This window comes from Spirosoma panaciterrae DSM 21099 (genome assembly GCF_000374025.1).
In the GTDB taxonomy this organism is placed as follows: Bacteria; Bacteroidota; Bacteroidia; order Cytophagales; family Spirosomataceae; genus Spirosoma; species Spirosoma panaciterrae.
In genome coordinates, this window is sequence record NZ_KB893187.1 from 78,832 (window position 1) to 99,304 (window position 20,473).

At 48.4% G+C, this 20,473-nt stretch carries 21 protein-coding genes; 12 read left to right on the forward strand and 9 right to left on the reverse strand.

All coding sequences use genetic code 11. The annotated features are described in order from the left end of the window. Nucleotides 1-9: 9 nt before the first annotated feature. The 3 genes from B153_RS0117570 to B153_RS0117585 all read right to left on the reverse strand — a co-directional run bounded on the left by B153_RS0117570 (nucleotide 10) and on the right by B153_RS0117585 (nucleotide 3,263). Nucleotides 10-375 carry a DUF4907 domain-containing protein gene (locus B153_RS0117570; protein ID WP_020598050.1) on the reverse strand — a complete coding sequence of 122 codons (366 nt, stop codon included), beginning with the start codon at nucleotides 373-375 and terminating at the stop codon, nucleotides 10-12. Continuing rightward, nucleotides 375-1,448 carry a Kelch repeat-containing protein gene (locus tag B153_RS0117575; RefSeq protein ID WP_020598051.1) on the reverse strand — a complete coding sequence of 358 codons (1,074 nt, stop codon included), beginning with the start codon at nucleotides 1,446-1,448 and terminating at the stop codon, nucleotides 375-377. Before B153_RS0117575 ends, B153_RS0117570 begins: the two co-directional genes overlap by 1 nt. A 345-nt stretch (nucleotides 1,449-1,793) precedes the next feature. Further along, nucleotides 1,794-3,263 carry a S41 family peptidase gene (locus B153_RS0117585; protein ID WP_020598052.1) on the reverse strand — a complete coding sequence of 490 codons (1,470 nt, stop codon included), beginning with the start codon at nucleotides 3,261-3,263 and terminating at the stop codon, nucleotides 1,794-1,796. Between the two features lie 429 nt (nucleotides 3,264-3,692). On the opposite strand from B153_RS0117585, the gene B153_RS0117590 reads away from it, so the two are divergent. The 7 genes from B153_RS0117590 to B153_RS0117625 all read left to right on the forward strand — a co-directional run bounded on the left by B153_RS0117590 (nucleotide 3,693) and on the right by B153_RS0117625 (nucleotide 12,175). Beyond that, complete coding sequence (locus tag B153_RS0117590) at nucleotides 3,693-4,190, forward strand: gluconate 2-dehydrogenase subunit 3 family protein (protein ID WP_020598053.1); 498 nt, start codon at nucleotides 3,693-3,695, stop codon at nucleotides 4,188-4,190. A gap of 114 nt (nucleotides 4,191-4,304) precedes the next feature. Next, nucleotides 4,305-6,017: a GMC oxidoreductase gene (locus B153_RS0117595; protein WP_020598054.1), complete on the forward strand. Its 1,713-nt coding sequence runs from the start codon at nucleotides 4,305-4,307 to the stop codon at nucleotides 6,015-6,017. A gap of 180 nt (nucleotides 6,018-6,197) precedes the next feature. Further along, entirely contained in the window at nucleotides 6,198-7,520 is a 1,323-nt protein-coding gene (locus tag B153_RS0117600) for a PQQ-dependent sugar dehydrogenase (RefSeq protein WP_040761630.1), read from the forward strand. 58 nt (nucleotides 7,521-7,578) lie between these two features. Beyond that, entirely contained in the window at nucleotides 7,579-8,304 is a 726-nt protein-coding gene (locus tag B153_RS0117605) for a DUF72 domain-containing protein (RefSeq protein WP_020598056.1), read from the forward strand. 143 nt (nucleotides 8,305-8,447) lie between these two features. Further along, on the forward strand, nucleotides 8,448-9,341 hold the full coding sequence (locus B153_RS0117610; protein ID WP_020598057.1) for a sugar phosphate isomerase/epimerase family protein: 894 nt from the start codon (nucleotides 8,448-8,450) through the stop codon (nucleotides 9,339-9,341). Nucleotides 9,342-10,133: 792 nt separating this feature from the next. Next, nucleotides 10,134-11,216, forward strand: a complete 1,083-nt coding sequence (locus tag B153_RS0117620) for a fatty acid desaturase family protein (protein WP_026262238.1) — start codon at nucleotides 10,134-10,136, stop codon at nucleotides 11,214-11,216. 56 nt (nucleotides 11,217-11,272) lie between these two features. Then, a complete protein-coding gene (locus B153_RS0117625) occupies nucleotides 11,273-12,175 on the forward strand; it encodes an SAM-dependent methyltransferase (protein WP_020598061.1) in 903 nt (300 codons plus the stop codon). Between the two features lie 177 nt (nucleotides 12,176-12,352). Here B153_RS0117625 and B153_RS0117630 read toward each other — a convergent pair whose 3' ends face one another. Beyond that, on the reverse strand, nucleotides 12,353-12,544 hold the full coding sequence (locus B153_RS0117630) for a cold-shock protein (protein WP_020598062.1): 192 nt from the start codon (nucleotides 12,542-12,544) through the stop codon (nucleotides 12,353-12,355). A 209-nt stretch (nucleotides 12,545-12,753) separates the two neighbouring features. Here B153_RS0117630 and B153_RS0117635 point away from each other — a divergent pair, with 209 nt between their 5' ends. The 5 genes from B153_RS0117635 (at nucleotide 12,754) to B153_RS0117655 (ending at nucleotide 14,461) form a co-directional block, all read left to right on the forward strand. Beyond that, on the forward strand, nucleotides 12,754-13,023 hold the full coding sequence (locus B153_RS0117635; RefSeq protein ID WP_020598063.1) for a hypothetical protein: 270 nt from the start codon (nucleotides 12,754-12,756) through the stop codon (nucleotides 13,021-13,023). A 76-nt stretch (nucleotides 13,024-13,099) separates the two neighbouring features. After that, a complete protein-coding gene (locus tag B153_RS38010) occupies nucleotides 13,100-13,270 on the forward strand; it encodes a hypothetical protein (RefSeq protein ID WP_020598064.1) in 171 nt (56 codons plus the stop codon). A gap of 14 nt (nucleotides 13,271-13,284) precedes the next feature. Then, nucleotides 13,285-13,572: a hypothetical protein gene (locus B153_RS0117645; protein WP_020598065.1), complete on the forward strand. Its 288-nt coding sequence runs from the start codon at nucleotides 13,285-13,287 to the stop codon at nucleotides 13,570-13,572. A 20-nt stretch (nucleotides 13,573-13,592) separates the two neighbouring features. Then, entirely contained in the window at nucleotides 13,593-14,063 is a 471-nt protein-coding gene (locus B153_RS0117650; protein WP_020598066.1) for a hypothetical protein, read from the forward strand. Between the two features lie 41 nt (nucleotides 14,064-14,104). Then, nucleotides 14,105-14,461, forward strand: coding sequence for a hypothetical protein (locus B153_RS0117655; protein ID WP_020598067.1), 357 nt, complete (start codon nucleotides 14,105-14,107; stop codon nucleotides 14,459-14,461). Nucleotides 14,462-14,483: 22 nt separating this feature from the next. Here the strand turns inward: B153_RS0117655 and B153_RS0117660 are convergent, their stop codons facing one another. The 5 genes from B153_RS0117660 to B153_RS0117680 form a co-directional block, all read right to left on the reverse strand. Continuing rightward, a complete protein-coding gene (locus B153_RS0117660; RefSeq protein WP_020598068.1) occupies nucleotides 14,484-15,761 on the reverse strand; it encodes an acetyl-CoA hydrolase/transferase family protein in 1,278 nt (425 codons plus the stop codon). A 98-nt stretch (nucleotides 15,762-15,859) separates the two neighbouring features. Further along, nucleotides 15,860-17,236, reverse strand: coding sequence for a GH1 family beta-glucosidase (locus B153_RS0117665; protein WP_020598069.1), 1,377 nt, complete (start codon nucleotides 17,234-17,236; stop codon nucleotides 15,860-15,862). A 141-nt stretch (nucleotides 17,237-17,377) separates the two neighbouring features. Then, nucleotides 17,378-17,779 (reverse strand): hypothetical protein, encoded by a 402-nt coding sequence (locus tag B153_RS0117670; protein ID WP_020598070.1) that lies wholly within the window; start codon nucleotides 17,777-17,779, stop codon nucleotides 17,378-17,380. 120 nt (nucleotides 17,780-17,899) lie between these two features. Beyond that, nucleotides 17,900-18,913 carry a bile acid:sodium symporter family protein gene (locus B153_RS0117675; protein WP_020598071.1) on the reverse strand — a complete coding sequence of 338 codons (1,014 nt, stop codon included), beginning with the start codon at nucleotides 18,911-18,913 and terminating at the stop codon, nucleotides 17,900-17,902. Nucleotides 18,914-19,014: 101 nt separating this feature from the next. Next, entirely contained in the window at nucleotides 19,015-20,445 is a 1,431-nt protein-coding gene (locus B153_RS0117680; protein WP_020598072.1) for an aldehyde dehydrogenase family protein, read from the reverse strand. Nucleotides 20,446-20,473: the final 28 nt, after the last annotated feature.

Genomic DNA, 20,473 nt, shown 5'->3' on the forward strand with positions numbered 1-20,473 from the left:
GTAAAGAATTCAGGGAATTTTTACGCCTAATTGGCGTAACTCTTCGTTAGTCAGCGTCGGCAGGGCCTTCGTCTGCTTAATTTTTTCAACCACCCGTTCACCAACCCGCTGGGCCTGTTCCTGGCTGGTAAAGCCTACCATTCCGGGCTGACCCGGGATGGTAGGCTGATGGATAACCAGTTTATTGTTTTTCAGTATGTCGTAGCCCCAGCCTCCTGGTGTTTTGATTACCTCAACCCGAATGTCAGATTCACGCTGTTTATACACTTGGTAGACTGTCAGACAGGCTAGACCAACCAGTATCAACAACAATCCCTGCTGGATAAGACGTGCTCGTGACCGTTTGGGTTGCGTAGGCGTAGAGGCAACTGGCATTACTGTACCTGAGCAACCGTTGGATCAAAATCCCACAGATCATCAAGGGGGGAGGTACCATTACGGCCCGTTGTAACGTATCCCTTACTGCCGATCGCAAAGCCTACACCGTACGAACGCGTAGCCCCTTCAAACACACCTCTGGTTGCCCAGGTATCGGTCGAGGGATTGTATTCCCAAACATCTTTCGTTGCTGTTGTCCCATCGCCGGTAACAATGTATCCCAAACCGTTAATGGAGAACCCAATACCATTGCTACGGGCAATAGTCGACTGATCGGTTGTGAAGTCGGCCTTTTGCGTCCACAGATCCTGCGCCGGGTCATATTCGTACCAATCCTTCTGTACGATAGCATTGTTGTTGCCCGTACCCACATACGCTTTGTTGTTGATAACAAAGGCAACGGCACCCATCCGTTTCGAACCGCCATAGCTGGCTACTTTCGTCCAGGCATTAGCCGTTGGGTCATACGACCAGATGTCTTTGAGGTAGTTGCCATCGAAACCAGTACCTACGTATCCTTTGGTGCCAATGGTAAAGGCGACGGCTGCCTGACGGGCAGTACCACCGAAATCGGTTACCTGCTTCCAGGTATTTGTGGCGGTATTGTATTCCCAGAAATCTTTCAGGCGGTCGCCATTGGCGTTGATACCAGTGCCAATGTAGCCTTTTGTACCTACAGCAAAGCCTACACCGATGTTACGGGCAGCCCCACCAAAGTCGGCTTTTTGTGTCCAGGCATTTCGCGAAGGATCATACGCCCAGAAATCTTTCAGACGGTTGTTACTCGCGTCTGCCCCTGTGCCCATGTAGGCGATGTTGCCGGATACAAAACTGGCGGCACCAAATCGAGCCACACCTTCTAGTTCGGATTTTACCGTCCAGTCGCCCAGCGTTGATACGGTATCTGATGTGGAACAGCCAATGAGTGTTCCTGCCCAACCTGCGCAGAGCAGGCCTAATATCCAGTTGACACGTGAGGTCTTCTTGTGGGTAGAGAAAGGAGTCTCAGATGATACAGATTCCGACTGGGAGCTTTGAGCCGAAAGAAATCGAAATGGTAAATGAATCATGAAAAACGAGCGTGATCAAACGAACGAAAACGTAAAGGTACACCTATTTGCATTAAAAACGACGGTATCGACAGCCTGATTGTCCTGATCTAACGAATTGACTGGCTGATTCAGGAAGCAAACGGTATCAATTAATTCCTGCAAAATTACAGTAAACGGGGGTTACTAACCAATGAGTCTCATTCATAAAAATTCTTAATTATACGTAGCTGGGTTAACAACAGATTAAAAAAGCCCAACGGCCATGACACAAAGACCCGCTTTCTGTGATGGCCGTTGGGAAAAGCATCTGTTAAAAAATGTTAAGCTACAGCATGAAGTCTCACTGAAAATCATCAGGATGCTCTACAAGTTCAGGCTTTTGATTGGACGAATCATCGATTTTCCACCCGCTTTCCGCTGAATAGACGACCCGATCTGTGGCAACGAATTTCCTGCGATGGCAGCCTGGCGGCCGTTGGCCGTACTGCCCGAAATCTGGCTCAAAGCCGCTTTCAGCAGTGCTTCGTTGGTATCGCCCAGGGGTAACAGATTGATCGGCTCATTTACTTCTACATTCGGTGTAAACCCAGTGGAATAATCCGACGTACCGGCGCTGTTATACGATTTGAACACAATCGGTTGCATGCCCCATTTGATTTTGCCAGTGTCGTCGGTAATGGTGATGGAGCCAACATTTTTTCCATATGTTGTTGTGCCAATGGTGGTTACCGTCATATAGGGGCGCAAGCCGTTGATGATAAGTTCACTGGCCGAGGCTGTATGGTCGGTGGTCAATACAAATACCCGCGATAGGTTGGCGCCGATATTCTGCGATTTATCGAGGAAGTTCTGGATGAAAAAGCTGGAGCCATACGCTTTTTGCAGTTCAGGGGTAATCGAACTGTTCCATTCTTCGCGGAAATACAATTTGCTGGAACTGATCCCCTTGCCAATCAGGCTAGCCAGATTGGCCGATGAAGATGTATAACCACCCGGATTGTAGCGTAAGTCAAGAACGAGTTCGTTGACTCCCTGCGTCTTAAAGTTGCTGAAAACCGCGTCGACCTGGGCATCGTATTCACCCGCATCACTCCCATTCGCACCAGGAACGAACTGATTGTAAACCAGATACCCTATTTTTTTGCTGCCAACTGTGTACACCGAATCCAGAAAGACCGGGTTTTCCTGAAAAGTGGTGGCGGTTACACTAATGGTTTTGTCGGTATCGACCAGCGACGAGCCACTCACCGTAGCAAAACCAAATGTGAAGTTGGTTCCTGAAAACAATAGGTCAGAATAATTAGACGTGGTTATCGACTGGCCATTTACTTTCGAGATAATGTCGCCCCGTTTGATGCCAGCAGTGGCGGCTGGTGAGCCGGGTAGGACATACAGTACCTGAGCAATCACACTGGTAGACCCCGACGAACGCAAATACAGGTTGAATTCCATGCCTGTTGTGGTGGTTTGTCCGCTTAGTTCGGCCGTAAGGGTGTTGGCGTCTTGTTCAATCCACGAAAAACGGTCGCCGGTCGGGTTGGTCGTGGCGTCGTATTTATTCAGGAGTGAGTCGAAAAATAAGTCGGGTGAGAGCGTTTTATCTGGATTGGCTGGTATCTTATCGTTCCAGTAATAGACCTCCTGCATATTCTGCAAGATCCAGTCGTTGATCGTGGTATTATCATTGGTTGTGGCCGACGCCTGAGGTGTAACATCCTCTGATTTTTGCTGGCAGGCAGATACCGACACGATAAATCCGGCCACGAATAACCACCGAAACCCCAAAGTACGGTTGGTAAGTAGATACTTTGTTACGCTATGTACGTAATTCATAACTTATAGTTCTATAGATTAAGTCGAATAAGTTAAACTGCTTATCTACTAAGGAATACGTAACTACGATAGTGAATGTTGCAATAGGCATTCGTTTGCATCGTATTTAATCAAGGTTTAATAAACGGATAGAGGGCTTTCTCTAACCCCTGTTTTAGCACGATTGGATGCCGTCAAATGTAAGCATCTGATACCGCAAGGTTTTATAACCTGACACCACGACCAGGGGGTTCTAAAAAAGTCCTTTACCCGTTTAGTAACGTGGGTCGGATCGCGAAATTTTTGCGGAATAATGCCGATGGCTACCCGCGTTGCCAGGCAGCCGCATACAGTAAGAGTATTTACGTTGTATCTTTACAAGAATAGTTAGTACCAACTTAACCAGTAGTGTAAGCAAAACCTGTGGAAAGACGCAATGCATTAAAAACGATGGCGGGTGCCGTCGGAGGGCTAATTAGCCTGCCTGCCTGGGCAAATGGCTGGACGGCCGAATCGATTCGCTCATCGCAACTGTTTATTACGTATGGGCAGACTGAATTGCTGGCCGAAATGGTCGAAACAATTATTCCGGCAACGGACACGCCAGGAGCGAAAGCCTTGAATGTTCATCAGTTTGTGCAGAAAATGGTAGCCGACTGTTATGACAAAACCGCACAGGATCGGTTCAAAAATGGTCTTGACTCCCTCGATGGATGGGCCCAGAAATCGTTCGGGAAGGCATTTGCTCAGGGCGATGTTGCCCAGCGCACAGGCTTAATGACGCAACTGGCAAAATCGGACGATTCGGCTCAGAAAGACTTCTACTCGTTAGTGAAAGGCCTGACCATCCGTGGCTATATGACTTCGGAGTATGTGATGACCAACCTCACCCATTACCAGTTTATTCCCGGCCATTACTACGGCTGTGTACCTGTTTCTAAAAAGTAAACAGGAGCGGGAAGGTAGAACCGGGCCCGAAACGGTGAGAATGGCTGGCGCATCCGTCTGCTTTCGCATCCCTCATGCTCGCTCCTAACTCCTCGCTCCTCACTCCAATAAACTATGTCTTATTTCAATATTGACGCGCAGGCTCAGAATACCTATGATGCCATTGTGATTGGTTCGGGTATCAGTGGAGGCTGGGCAGCCAAAGAACTGACAACAAAAGGATTGCGTACGCTGGTACTCGAACGGGGCCGCGATGTTCGGCATGTGACCGATTACCCGACAACCAACATGCAGCCCTGGGAGTTTGAACACCGGAATCAGCTTAAGCGGGATATTCGGGAGGCCAACCCTATTGTCAGCAAATGCTACGCCTTCTATGAAGGTACCGAGCAATTTTTTGTGAAAGATGCCGAGCACCCCTATGTTCAGGAAAAACCCTTCGACTGGATTCGGGGCTATCAGGTAGGTGGAAAATCGCTCCTGTGGGCACGACAGACCCAGCGGTGGAGCGACTTCGATTTTCAGGGGCCTGCCCGCGATGGGTATGCCGTCGACTGGCCAATCCGGTATGCCGATATTGCCCCCTGGTACAGTTATGTCGAGAAGTTTGCGGGTATTACGGGAAATAAGGATGGCCTGGCCACATTGCCCGATGGTGAATTTTTGCCTCCGCACGAGTGGAACTGTGTTGAAAAATATTTTCAGAAAAAAATAGCGGCCAAGTACAAAGATCGGCACGTAATTATGGGTCGGGCGGCCCACATCACCCAGCCCCAGCCCATTCATTTCCAGCAGGGGCGGGCGCAATGTCAGCACCGAACCATTTGCGAGCGGGGGTGCCCATTTGGTGGTTATTTCAGTAGCAACGCCAGTACGATTCCGTGGGCAGCCAAAACGGGTAAAATGACGCTACGACCCCATTCGACCGTTCATTCAATTATCTACGACGAAGCAAAAGGTCGGGCAACGGGCGTTCGGGTCGTGGATACGCAGACCAAACAAATGCATGAGTTTTATGCCCGCATCATTTTCCTCAATGCGGCCGCGCTGAACTCCAATCTGGTTCTGCTGAACTCGACTTCGCATCGTTTCCCCAATGGGCTCGGCAACGATAGTGGGGTACTGGGTAAGTACGTTGCTTTCCATAATTACCGGGCTGGTATTTCAGCCGAGTACGATGGGGATCTGGATTCAACTACCGACGGTCGCCGTCCGAATAGTCCGTATATTCCCCGTTTCCGCAACGTCGAAAAGCAGGAAACGAATTTCCTGCGGGGGTATGCGGCCGGTTTCTCGGCTGGCCGTAGTTCACGGACCGATCAGAGTGGAGTAGGAGCCGACCTGAAAGAAAGCCTGCTTAATCCGAAGTTGGGTGGTTGGTACGTAGGCTCGCATATGATGGGCGAAACCATTCCTAAAGAAACCAACTATGTGGCACTCGACCCAACCCTGAAAGATCCATATGGTATTCCGCAACTGAAAATAGCCATCGCGTATGACGATAACGACGATAAGATGGTGAAAGATTATCAGGAGCAACTGACGGAAATGTTTACCGAAGCTGGTTTCAAAAACATTCGTGTTCGCGACGATCACCGGAATCCTGGACTCGATATTCACGAGATGGGTGGTGCCCGCATGGGTAAAGATCCCAAGACATCGATTCTTAATAAATGGAATCAGGTTCACCATTGTAAAAACGTGTTTGTGACCGATGGGGCCTGTATGACCTCAACATCCACTCAAAACCCGTCGCTAACCTATATGGCGCTCACAGCTCGTGCCGCCGATTATGCAGTCAAAGGCTTGAAAAAAGGACTAGTATAACCTGCTTTTTTGGGATATGTTTGCTTATCGTAGAACGCCGTGTTGGGAGGTAAACCCTGACACGGCGTTTTTGCAGGTGATCGACTCCGGGCTATTTCAGTATGTTCAGGCGAAAAATCGCTTTTAATCCGGTGGCTTAAAACAACTCAGCCTGGCTAATTTATTATTTTTTTGAAAACCATGAATAAATCTTTTTTGGGCATCTTAGGTCTGCTGGCTACGCTGGTAGTCACAGATGGTAACACTACAACCCCGCCCAACAGACCCCTCCGACCTGTACATCCCACAGTGAAGAAAACGGATGCTCCGCTGGCCTTAAAATTACCGTCTGGCTTTACCGGGACCATCATTGCTGAAGATTTGGGGCCAGCCCGACACATTGCCATTACTCAAAAGGGAGATATTTATGTGAAGCTGTCAAAGTTGAAGGATGGGAAAGGGGTGTATCGGTTACGGGATACCAACAAAGATGGCCTGATCGACGAGCGGGTTGGATTTGGCGACTACCCAGGTACGGGGATATTCCTTAAAAATGGCTATCTCTACACTTCTTCGAATAACAGCATTTTTCGGTACAAGCTGGATGCAAATGAAGAAGTTATTAGCCCCGATCAACCCGAAAAATTAGTATCAGGGTTGGTTCTTCGAGATCGGGATCAGTCGAAATCCATCGCTGTCGATAATCAGAATTACGTCTATGTCAACGTAGCTTCCTACAATGATGCCTGCCGGGAAGCGGGTACGGGCAAAGGGATGACGCCCTGTACTATTCTGGATTCGGCAGCCGGTATCTGGCGATTTAAAGCCGATGCGTCTAACCAAACCTATGGTGATGGTATTCGATATGCCACTGGACTGAAAAATGTTGTCGGACTCGACTGGAATACAAAAACCAATACGTTGTTTGTGATGCAGCATGGTCGGGGAAAGTTCGATGATTTTTATCCGCAGTATTATACACCCCAAATGAGTGCGGAGCTGCCTGCCGAAACCATGTATGAACTGCACCAGGGCGATGATGCGGGCTGGCCCTACATCTACTACGACCCAGTGCAGAAGAAGAAGATTCTGGCGCCTGAATACGGGGGAGATGGAAAGAAAACCGGGGGTGAAAAAGCCATTAACCCGGTCATGGCGTTCCCGGCACACCTTGGTCCGAATGGACTTCTATTTTATACCGGCAAGGCGTTTCCCGAGCGCTATCGAAATGGAGCGTTTATCGCCTTCCATAGTCAGTCACAGCCCATTCACAAGGGGTATATGATTGGTTTTGTCCCATTCAAAAATGGTAAACCATCGGGTCCGTGGGAAATCTTTGCGGATAATTTTGCAGGCATTGATCTGGAAAAACCAACCGGCCCCGTTCAGCACCGCCCTTGCGGACTGGCACAGGGCCCCGATGGATCCATATATGTGACAGATGACCTGCACGGAACCCTGTTTAAAATCAGTTACCAGGCTTCTTCATCGGCCCGTAAGCCAGTTGCTTCGAAAAAGAAATAACAGTTTATGAGTATGAGCGTTCAAACGGGTAAGGTTTTAAATCCTTACCCGTTTTTTTATGGGCATCCATATTGGTACCTCAGGCTGGAGCTATGACCATTGGCAGGGGGTGTTATACCCACCCGAAACGCCTGTTCATCGCCGACTAGCGTATTATATACAACGATTTCAGACGGTTGAACTGAACAGTAGTTTTTACCGTTGGCCGAAACCGTCAACTTTTGCCGGTTGGCGGCAGCGTTTGCCTCATAACTTCCTGCTTACGGTAAAAGCGCCCCGTGGCCTTACCCATGCCAAACGATTGTATGCCCCCGAAGTCTGGCTGGATCGGATTAAAGCCTGCTGGCACGAACTTGGCGAAAAACGAGCCGTGTTGCTGGTGCAGCTTCCTCCTAATCAAGCCTGCGATTACGACCGATTGGCTTATTTTCTGGACCAAATTCCGCATTGGCTACGGGTTGCTGTGGAATTTCGGCATCCGAGCTGGCAGCAGGAATCTATTTTTCAACTTCTGGAGCAACATCAGACCGCCTATTGCATCATGAGTGGAGCGCATCTGCCCTGTATTCTACGGGCTACCGCTCCATTTGTGTATGTACGTATGCATGGGCCTGATAAGCAGCACTTATACGGTGGCGCTTACTCCGACAATGACTTACATTGGTGGGCCGATCGATTGCATGAATGGGCCAGCATGGGGAAAGAGGTATTTGTTTATTTCAACAACGATGGCGCTGGAAATGCGGTACGGAATGCAGAAATGCTAAAACGATTCGTTATTTAGTTGCGATTAAAAAATAGGCCAATGGCTAATTCTCCTTTTGTAGAGGACTAATCAGAACAGTAAACACCGACTTCCTGCTTCTTTAGCCACTATGTGAGTAGGTAAGTAGCCTGCCACTGTTCTCATTAACCGACTCCATCATTATGAATCATTCGTCGAACATTACCCGTAGGCAATTTATTAAACTGGGTGCGTTGGCAACCTCGGCAGCTTTTCTGCCCAATCTGGATGCTTTGGCGATGTCGCCCAGGAAAGTCGGTTTGCAGTTGTACACCTTGCGTGATTTGATGGCAAAAGACCCGGAGGGTACCCTTAAAAAAGTGGCTGAAATCGGGTATAAAGAGGTTGAACTGTTTGGGTATGCCGATGGGAAATTCTTCGGTAAAACTCCGAAAGAGTTTTCGGCCATTCTGAAAAATCTTGGTCTGGCTGTACCCAGCGGGCATTATACGACCGGAAAAACGATGCCTACTGTAAAGGGTACGCTAACCAACGACTGGAAGCGCGCCGTTGACGATGCGGCTACGCTAGGCCAGCAATACATGGTTTGTGCCTACCTGTTCCCGAACGAACGGACTAAACTGGACGATTATAAGCAATTTGCTGACCTGTTCAATAAATCGGCGGAGGTGGTTAAAGCCGCTGGCATGCAGTTTTGCTACCACAACCACGATTTCGAATTTAAGGAAATGGAGGGCAAATTGCCGTACGATGTACTCCTGAGCGGCACCGATCCCAAACTGGTCAAACTCGAATTGGATCTGTACTGGGCTACGTTTGCCAATCAGGACCCCGTTGCACTGTTCAAAAAGCACCCCGGTCGGTTCCCACTCTGGCATGTGAAAGACATGGAAAAGACTGCCGAACGGGCGTTTGCTCCGGTCGGTACGGGGTCCATCAACTTCCAGCGTATTTTCGATGAGAAGAAAACGGCAGGTATGACGCACTATTTCGTCGAACAGGATGTCTGCAAGCTCCCACCGCTCGAATCGATTGCCATCAGCTACCGGAACATTGATAAGTTGAAAACGATGTAATAGCAAAAGGCATGGGGTAAGCGCATACAGTTTATGCGAAGCTCGTTGCCTGAATAAAAGCGAGTCGGAGAAAACGAGGATACGTACCCCCGTTTTCTCCGACTTTTTAGTTAATAAACTCGGTGGGCTTTGAACAAACCTTTCTAGAAGCCAGTTAATACATAAATAGTGATTCATTTTTAAGTGAATCTACCTTACTCGCTACAACACTGGTTGTTTTTGTAAGTGTATGCACTAGTCCACTTACGATGCAGACTCCCTTCTTTTAGCCTGTCCGGCCTTTATTTCATTACGTTTTCAGTCTAGTTTCAACAAATTCATTTTCCCTTTTACAGCCTTTCGTATAACGAACGTTTAAATAACTTTTATTCCCGTTAGTCTTCAGTTCATTGGTCATGTATTGGTTGCCTGATTATACACTTATCACAAACCAATACGTAGTTGCCCCATTTGATTTCTGGTTCATAGTAAACCTGTTTTGGCAAGCGCCTTCAAATTTTAACAAGGGGTGACTCCTGTACCTATCTGCTCGTAATCATAAGGGGTTTTAGGTTGTTTGCACTAAAGACGACTCTACACGACTGTAGTATTGGATGAGCTGACCCGGAATAACAACCTGTTCAATACTACTGGAGCGATAATAAAATTTCCAGTTTGTCGGGGCTCTGGTTGCGAAAGATATAAACCGAAAATCCATGCTACATGGAATCTACACCTACCGAACGGATAAATCTGTCTTAGCGACATAAGTTGGCTTGGCCCTTCGGTAAACTCATCTTTTAACTGCTTATTATGCCAACTAAACTTAAATTTACGAATACCACTAAGTCCACTTTTTTTAGTACCGTTCGTAGACGGGTCGATGCCTATTTCAGCGAGCGTGCACTTTCGCCCCATGCCAATAGGGCCATGTGGGCTAAAACGCTGTTTTTCCTGTTGGGTTATGTCCTGCTCTATGCACTGCTTCTGTCCAATCAGTTTGGGATGGGGGTCATGCTGGTACTGGTTGTTTTGCTCGGGGTATTTGCTGCGTGTATCGGTTTCAACGTTTCTCATGATGCGTTGCATGGCGCTTTTTCGGCCCGTCCCTGGGTGAATAAATTGTTAGGTGGAAGTTTCTATCTGCTGGGAGCGAACCCCTACGTTTGGAAAATAACCCACAACATCGTTCATCATACGTTTACCAACATTCCAGGGCACGACGAAGACATTGAAGTTGCTCCGGGACTGGTCAGACTAGACCCGCAGGAGCCGCTCCGGCCTTGGCACCGCTACCAGCAATGGTATACCTTTCCGTTATATGCTCTCGCGTCGCTCTCGTGGGTGTTGCGGAAGGATTATGTCAAGATCTTTAAAAACCGGATTGGCCAACACGATATAACCAGGCATCCCCGACGTGAATACGTTAAGCTATTTGTAGCTAAAGTGTTGTATTATTTGTTCTTTCTGGTTCTGCCATTTGTTGCGCTTAGTTTAAGCTGGTGGCAGATACTCATCGGATTTCTGATCATGCATCTGGCCGAAGGGCTGGTATTGGGGCTTGTTTTTCAGTTGGCCCATACCGTTGAAGGAACGACATTTCCTATCCCTGACGAGAAAGGCAACATGCAGGAGTCTTGGGCGATGCACCAGTTGTATACGACGGCCAACTTTGCGCCCCATTCAGCGCTGGCATCCTTTGTTTGTGGCGGTTTAAACCGCCAGATTGAGCACCATCTGTTTCCAAAGATTTGTCATATTCATTACCCGGCCATTACGGCTATTGTCAGGAGTACCGCCCATGAATTTGGTTTGCCTTATCTGGAGAATCGCAGCTTCGGTTCAGCGCTCTATTCCCATTATCGCCTGTTACAAACCCTGGGACGACCTGCCTAGTAGCCCTTAACGCTATGGATTTATCTTCAATGTATTAACCCAATAATACTCGACGTATGGCTTCTCAGCAAGACCTTGATTTTACCTACACGACCATTGATAAACTGTTTCGTTTGAGCATGGGGCAAACCGGCGATTTCAGCGGAGCCATGTACAATGGCGATTTCTCACTTACGCTGGAACAGGCGCAGCGCCAAAAACACGAATTCATTGCCAATAGCTTGCGCGTAAGGCCTGGGTCACGGGTCCTGGATCTGGGTTGTGGGTGGGGCCCTTTTCTTCAGTATGTAAAAGAACGGGGGGCTATTGGACAGGGTGTAACGCTTTCGCAGGGCCAGGCTATAGCCTGTCGGGCAAATGGCCTGAAGGTAGACATTAAAGACTGCCGCCAGATTACCCCTGCTGATTACGGAACATTCGATGCCATTAGTAGCGTAGGAGCAATGGAGCATTTCTGTTCGGTAGAGCAGTATCTGGCGGGGCAACAGGACGTTGTTTATTCCGATTTCTTTGCTAAACTGAATGATCTGCTACCAGTTGGGGGAAGGGCGTATATACAGACCATGGTTTTTGGAAAGAACATGATCCCTTTTGCTGAAATTAGCCTGGATGCGCCCAAAGATTCGCCATCCTATGCGCTGGCCTTGATGGTCGCTCAGTTTCCTGGCTCCTGGCTGCCCTATGGGGCCGAACAAGTTATCCACAACGCAAAACCCCATTTTAAACTCATCTCGAAAAGTAGCGGTCGTCTGGATTATATTGAAACCATTGGCCAGTGGCGAAAACGATTTCGGGCTTTCAGCCTGAAAAAATATGGGCTCTATGCTTCGCTACTGCTCAAGTTGTTGACCGATAAATCCTTCCGAAATAGGATCGCTGTGTTTCGGGTCAGTCCCAATCGGGTGTGTTTTGAGCAGGAAACAATGGAGCATTACCGAATGGTATTTGAAAAAGTATAGGAAGAGCCTATAGCTTGTACACTCTAACCGATCTGATCAGTTCGTTCGTCAATAGCCTTGCTCCGGCACTTGGAGTGAAGTGGATGAAAGCATAGAAAACAGAAAAACAGTAAGCAGTAAAAAGAAAAAACATGCCTGCAGGCATGTTTTTTCTTTTCTGAATCTATATAAAGCAAATTAAATTACTTCTACATCGACAGCATTTACGCCCTTCTTACCATCAATTACATTGAACTTCACCTGGTCATTTTCCCGGATTTGATCAATAAGACCGGAGGCATGAACGAAGATGTCGGCTTGGTTGTCCTGAGGACTGATAAACCCAAATCCTTTGAGTTCATTAAAAAACTTAACAGTTCCTATTTGCATTCTTCTAATTTTTAAGATTTTGTAAATCTAGAGATATAAACTCATCTATCCTATTGATTTTCAATATATTTTATGGAATATGGTCTTTTACCTTATTTTTTAGAAATTTCACTAAATACTATCCAAAATTGTAATCTTTTTAGTTGAAAGCGCGTTCAAGCTGTATACGTAGTTGCGTGTATACTAACCGGCGGTCAAATGCCCAGCTTATGATTGACTACCTGGTTGCCAACTGGATTAAACCGCTTCTTGCTGATTTACATCTGATCTGGGCACATATCGTTAAGGATACCCAACGGAATTCGTCGCGTTTTACGGAAATCACCACGGGTTTAATCCGAAAAACGGAATGGGCTGCCATACGCACTCAGGCAGTAAACCTCCCTTTTTTCTCTCCCAACTGTTATCCCTTCCGCAACGCAGATGGGACTATTTTTCCGATAGTCGCTTTGGCACCTGTAGGGCATAAGCTCAGCTAGCTTAGGGTGTATGGCCTTTTCGTTTGGAGTCTGGTGCTGAGCCAGCGAAAAATCAAATTTTAATTTTAAAGAACGCATGAAAGTAACGTCAAAAGAACGTCAGCAAGCCGCTCGTCAACAGATTGAAGCCAGTAAAAAACCTTATCTAGTACGGGATATACCGCGTACAGTCTTGTATTTGACGGCTGACCAAGCCGCTAAACGGCACGACTTGATTCCCCAGTTTGGCCTTCGCCCGGGTTACTAACGAAATGCCTGCTTATGCTTACGGACCTTACAATTATCCTATTTGCCGGTTTCAACGAAGTCGCTCTGCCAAAAGGTGCTCAGCTAGGGGATATTGAAACGGATGGCTTTGAAGTAAGTCTGCAAGTCAAATCGGGTAACGAAACCGAGGTGACGTATCGTCAGTTCTATGTGGCCTTCAATCAGACCCCTACGGATTATAATCAAGGGATTCTACGTCTGCTGAAAACCATTCAGTTTTCTGATGGAACTACATCAGCGATGGTGTACGAAGTCTATCCGTATAAGCCAGCCGAAGAATAACTGTATACACACTCAAACTTATGCAACCCAACAACAATCCGCTCAAAAATTACCTACTGGCGATCGATACGGCGCTGAATTCTTCCGCTTTGAATCTAAATACATCCGAAGACGATCCCTGGAAACCCGCGTTTATCCAGCTTATCAAGTCGGTCCATACCGGATTGACGCTGGCTGATCAAGCCGGTAAACGTGTCGATTTTCTGGACGATGTGGGGGTGAACGGGAAAATACAGGATATAACCTCATTAATTAGCTGGATGCATGATTGTTTGCCCGAGTTAACCGCAGAAAAGCCTGGTCAACTTGCTACAAATCGCGTAAATCGATACGCGAATGCGGGCTGGGGGTATTTTGCCAATGGCTGCTTTTTCGACGTTCAATTCGAGGAGGAACTGGCTTTCTTTATCGATGACCAGCGGGTTTATCTGAACCGACACATCCGACGGGCCATTTCCGAGCTAAAACAGACCGCTTCTATACAGGCATAAACAACTCTCTTAGTACGTTTCTTTACGATTCAACCCAACAAATGAGCAAACAGATTTACATTACTCAGGCGGTTGCCTGGGCTAGAGCCCGTGGTTTCGTAGACATTAAGGCCAATCTGGAAGGCTATCCAAAACCAGGTGGCTATGGCCGCCAGCAAGACGGGCAAACCTTTATTCCCGACGTAACGGCTCAGCAATTTGAGCAGAAATCCTACTTTACTGTCGTTCTTAAAACCGACCCCGTAGATGGATTAATATCCAAGCTCAAACTGCTTAGCCAATTAGCTTTACTGGGAGGGGGGCAGCTCTATTTGCTAACCCCCAAAGGCCACTTGCCCTTTGCTAAGTCGGTGGCTGCCGAAAGCGCTATCACGGCCGAATGGATTAACCTGGGGTAATTATCCGGTGATCCTTTTTTCGTTACTTAAACCGTTCGTGTGCTTGCCGATCCAGTGCTTCCCGATGATCGGGGTGGGCAATGTTGATCAGCGCGTAGGCGCGTTGACGTAGGTTTTTTCCGTACAGATCAGCAATGCCGTATTCGGTCACAATGTAGTGTACGTGCGCCCGGGTGGTAGTTACGCCCGCACCTTCTTTCAGAAAAGGTACGATTTTGCTTTCTCCCCGGCTGGTTGTAGAGGCCAGGGCAATGATGGGTTTGCCGCCTTCCGAAAGCGTTGCGCCCCGAACAAAATCCATCTGTCCGCCAACACCTGAATACTGGTACGTCCCAATCGTATCGGCGCAAACCTGACCCGTCAGGTCAATCTCAATGGCCGAATTGATAGCCGTTACCCTGGGGTTTCGTCGGATGATGGCGGTATCGTTTGTAAAGCTGGTCTGTTTCATGGCTACACCGGGGTTGTCGTTGATAAAATCATAAACCCGCTGGCTGCCCATCACAAAAGAGGATACAACCCGATAGGGGAGTACCGCTTTGTGTTCGCCCGTAACGACCCCTCGTTCAATCAGATCGATTACCCCATCAGAGAACATCTCCGTGTGGATTCCCAGCCGTTTGTGATGGATGAGTTCGGCTACAGTAGCGTTCGGAATCCCACCAATCCCCAATTGAAGCGTAGCGCCATCATCGACCAGTCCGGCAATATACCGGCCAATCTTTCGGTCCAGATCGCTGATGGGAGCAGGCAATACTTCATAAATAGGCGTATCGACTTCAACAGCAGCATGCAATAAGGATACTGGAATCAGGCCATCGCCGTGGGTACGCGGAACCCGAGGGTTGATCTGGGCAATGACGTACTTAGCCGAATGGATGGCCGCCAGCGAGATGTCGACCGAAGCCCCCAAAGAACAGTAGCCATGCTCATCGGGGGGAGAAACCTGAACGAGGGCAACATCGATCGGAAGAATATTACGCTGGAAGAGCAGGTGAATTTCGCTCAGAAAAATAGGAACGTAATCACCGATGCCTTCGGCCAACTGTTTGCGCATATTGGCCCCAATGAAAAACGAATTGGGCCTGAAAGAAGCCTGATATTGCCGTTCCAGATATGGCAAAGGCCCTTCAGTATGCATGTGGCATATTTCTACGTCGCGCAGTTCATCGGCGCGAGCTACCATGGCATTAATGAGTGTATGCGGAGTTTGTGAAACACTGTGGATAAAAACACGATTGCCGGATTGAATGGCCGAGACCGCTTTTTCTGGACTGGTAATGGGCAAATGAAACGCCATTGCGGGGTTGTATTAGTCAAAAATGAATTGAATCTGAAGGCAAAACTACCAACCGGCCCTGCCTGTTTTTGTGATAACTACGGGCGGTCCGCCTGATATTAATCATTGAGGAACTGCTGAAACCAGCGCCCCGACGATTTTACAATCCGGTTCTGGGTCCGAAAGTCGACATACACTAGGCCAAAACGAGGTCGATAGCCTTCGGCCCATTCAAAGTTATCCAGAAAGGTCCAGACGAAATAGCCTGCTACCGGTAATCCCTCCTGTTTGGCTCTGAGCGTACTTTTCAGGTAATCCTGATGATAACGTATCCGGGCCGGGTCGTGAACCATTCCCTGCTGAACGGTATCGTAGAAAGCCGCTCCGCTCTCGGTAATGTAGATTTTTTTTACCCCGTCGTACTGCCCAAACTGGCGGATGATGCGGTACATGGTCTCAGGGTTTACTTCCCAGCCCATTTCGGTAATTGTCTGCACGTTGCGTCGGAGGGGAGAAACGTCTTTTGCCCAGAGATAGGGCATAAAATACGATTGCTCGACAACGGCCCGGAAGTAGTGCTGGAGACCGATGAAATCGAAGTCGAACGCCAGTCGCTCCAGATCACCAGGTTTCGCTACTTTTTTGGCAATACCGCTTAAAAACGGCAATTCCTTCGTAGGATACCCCAGGCCAAGGGCAGGTTCGATAAACAGCCGGTTCATGAGCGCATCGACCCGCGTAGCAGCCGCCTGATCGCGGGGCGTAAATGGATCGATAGGCGAACAGGAAAAAGTGGTACCGACCTGCGCATTAGGTACGTTTTGCCGGACAATTCGGCCACCTTCAGCCTGAACCAGTGCAGTATGATGGATAGCGGGCAACAGATTTCGAAAACTCCGCCGACCCGGAGCGTGTTGCCCGGTAAAATACCCAAGTACCGAAAAGGCCAGTGGCTCGTTCAGAATAATCCAGTGTTTTACCTTGTGGCCGAAAGCCAAAGTGCAGATGCTGGCGAACTCCGCAAACCAATCGACGATCTGCCGATTAGGCCAGCCACCTTTCTGTTCGAGCGCATGGGGTAAATCCCAGTGATACAGGGTAATCCAGGGGGTAATACCCAAATTCAGGCAGTGATCGATCAGTCGGTCGTAAAAGGCAATGCCCGCTTCGTTGATACGCCCACCCGATTGAGGCCCAACCCCATCGGGCAGAATACGGGACCACGATAACGAAAAACGAAACGCATTAAACCCCAGTTCTTTATGGAGAAGGAGGTCAGACTCGTATCGGTCGTAAAATTCACAGGCAATCTCGGCCGTTTCTCCGGTTTTTATTTTTCCCTTCTGTTTGCTAAATACATCCCAGACCGAAGGGGAGCGTCCGTCTCGATCTACGGCTCCTTCAATTTGATAAGCAGCTGTGGCTGTCCCCCATGTAAAGTCAGGTCCGAAGGCATTACGGTCAAAATCAGGTAGAATCGTTGAGTTAGGTAACACAGCGTGTAGACGTTGTTTGCTGAACGCGCAAAGCTACCGGGTTGCCCTAAAAAGATAATCCCCAACCCGATAATTTAATATACCGGATTGGGGAAACGGTGGTACGGAATCGATTGAAACCTAATCGGTCAGACTATTGAACTAGCCACGACGACCGAAAGGAGGGACGTTGCGGTTGTATCGGTTGTTGGATTGAGCGGCAAATAACCGATCGCGTTGTACCGAGGTCAGTACGGCCAGCATGTCCTGACGTTTGCGGAGCTGTAATTGACGAAGGCCATCAGGGGTCATGCGGGACGTCTGCATGATGCGGTCGTAATTGTCCTCGATTTTATGGAGTTGTTTTTCCTGACGGCGAGTCAACCCAACAATGGCGTCGATCCGGTCGATTTTCAGTTCATCCTGAATTTGATCCCTGTCGTAACGCTGGCCACCATATTGGGGAGCACGGTTATCGAAGGGTTTTGAATATACGCCCTGAGCAAACGTTACTGTAGTTGCAAAAGCGAAAAATGTAAGGGCGGTGGCGATTGTCTTTTTCATGATCAGTATCTGTTTTATTGTGCGTTACTGATTCTTAGAAGGTAAGCGGCCCTTTGCGTTTAATTGGCCTATAGCCCATTCTGGCTGAATGCCGGTTTCGATCTGCCGAAGTCCCTGAAATTACTTCTGAATGGCCTCGGAAATGTTCCCTTGGCGAGCCATTGCCTGGGCCAGTATGCTGGCTATGATCAACTGGAGCGCATGATAAATCATAATGGGCAGGAGCATTACCCCGGCCGTTGTTGGCGGAAACAGGACTTTGGCCATCACACTACCCTGCACCAGCGATTTTTTGGAGCCACAAAACAAGGCTGTGATGTTGTCTTCCCGGGAAAAATTCAATAGCCTGCCCAGTAGATACACCAGCCCGAAGATCAGAAAAAATAAACCCAGCATCAGCGACGACAGCCAGACCAGATCTCCCAGGGAGTAATTGGCAAAAAGGTTTAACGAAAACGATTCGGAAAATGAGGTATAGACAATAAGCAGGATGGTAAGCTGATCGCCATAGCGCAGATAGGTCTTATAACGGTTGGCAAACCAGCCCAATCGTTTGTTGAGCAACAGGCCAAGAAGTACAGGCACGATAACCTGAACGGTCAATTTGCCAATCACACTAGCCAGATCATACTGCCCGGTCGTGTTGCTTAGTAAAAAACTCATCCAAAGCGGAGTGACAAATACCCCAATCAGGCTCGAAATACTGGCATTGAAGATGGCAGCCGGTAGATTTCCACCCGCAATAGATACCATGACAACCGATGAGGAAACGGTAGAGGGCAGAACGGCCACATAAAAAATACCAAGCCACAATAAGGTGGTCTCGGGTGTCATCAACAGGGAGCGGACAGGCAGTACGATCGCCGGAAACAGAACGAACGTAGTCAGGTGGATAACCAGGTGTAGTCGATGATTACGCAGGCCAGCCCGCAACTGCTCCATGTTCAGGCGAAGCCCGTAGAAGAAGAAAATGAATGAAACGCCATAGGTGGCAATAGCCGAAAGCGATACGATTCCTTCCTGAATACCTGGTTCCGGCCAGAGTTTGGCTAAACCGATCATGCCCAACAGCGCCAGAATGAACCAGTCGAGGCCAACCCGGGCCAGCAGATTACTTAACGAGGAATTTGTCATAGTGTAACGTTGGGCAGCGAGCGATCAGAGAAACAGTCGGGCACTCGGCAGTACTGTATTTTAGTCCAAAAGTAAGCGTAGGGGAAATACCGATCTACGTCTTATAAGAGCTTCACGATATAATTGATTAGTTTTTTTACCCGGTCGGTATAAGGAGGATAGACGAACTTCATAGTTCCGAAATCACGATACATGACGCCCCTTTGGTTCGAAAACTCCTGAAATCCGTGAAAACCGTTCGATTTACCGATGCCGCTGTGATTCACTCCGCCAAACGGCAGGTCGATAGTCGAAAATTGAAGCATCGTATCATTGACTACGGTGTCGCCTGCCGACGTGCGATCAAGAATATAGCGTGTGTGGGCCCGGTTTCGGCTATGAATGTAAAGCGCCAGCGGTTTTTCGCGTCGGTTAATCGTTTGTAGGGCCTCGTCCAGGTCGTTGAACGGGATAATCGGAAGGATAGGGCCAAAGATTTCTTCCTGCATCACCTGCATAGCATCCGACACATTTTCCAGTATGGTAGGCTCCATAAAATTTTGGTCGGGTAATGCCTTCCCACCAACTGTAATGGTTGCGCCTTTAGATAACGCATCGTCCAGAGTCTGTTTTAACCGTTGAAAATGGCGGTTATTGATAATTCGGGCATAGCTGGTAGATGAGTCGATGGGTTGGCCATCCGGCCCGTACATCGTTTGCAATCGCTCTTTGAGCAAATTCAGAAAAGGTTCTTTGACGGATTGATGTACCAGCACATAATCGGGCGCAATGCAGGTTTGGCCCGCGTTCAGGCATTTGCCCCAGGCCAGTTGTTCGGCTGCCTGATGTAGATTGGCTGATGCGTCGACAATAGCCGGCGACTTACCACCGAGTTCGAGAGTTACGGAGGCCAGGTGTTTGGCCGCAGCCGTCATCACTACTCGCCCAACTGCCGGGCTTCCAGTGAAAAAAATGTGGTTAAAGGGCAGGTCAAGCAGTGCCTGTGAAACGGCTGCATCCCCTTCGAAGACAAGAACTTCCTCCGGCGGAAACAGCTCACTGATCATCTGTTTGAGGAGAGCCGACGTATGGGGGGTTAGTTCGGAAGGTTTCAGAATGGCCACATTGCCTGCCGCCAAAGCGAGCACCAGTGGACGAAGACTCAACGAAATCGGATAATTCCAGGGAGAAATAATCAGGATATTTCCTTTGGCCTCATGATGGATATAGCTGCGGGTTCCGATCAATGGTAACGGCGTAGGTAGCGACTGGGGCTTCATCCATAGGCTCAAATGCCGGATCGCATACTTGATTTCGGCATGGAGAGGAATCAGATCACCGAGCATGGCTTCGGCCGAAGGCTTCCGAAAATCAGTATACATGGCCTGCTGAATGTCCTTTTCATGAACCGTAATCCAGGATTGAATACGTCGAAGTCGCTCGCGACGCTGTTCAACAGTGGTTAACGCTTGTTGGGGAGCATGCCGACGTTGCGCATCAAAGGCAGCGCGGATCGTAGTATATATATCAATTTTCGGAGCGGGAGTGGTCATGAGTACAGAGTTATGGGTATCGGCTTCT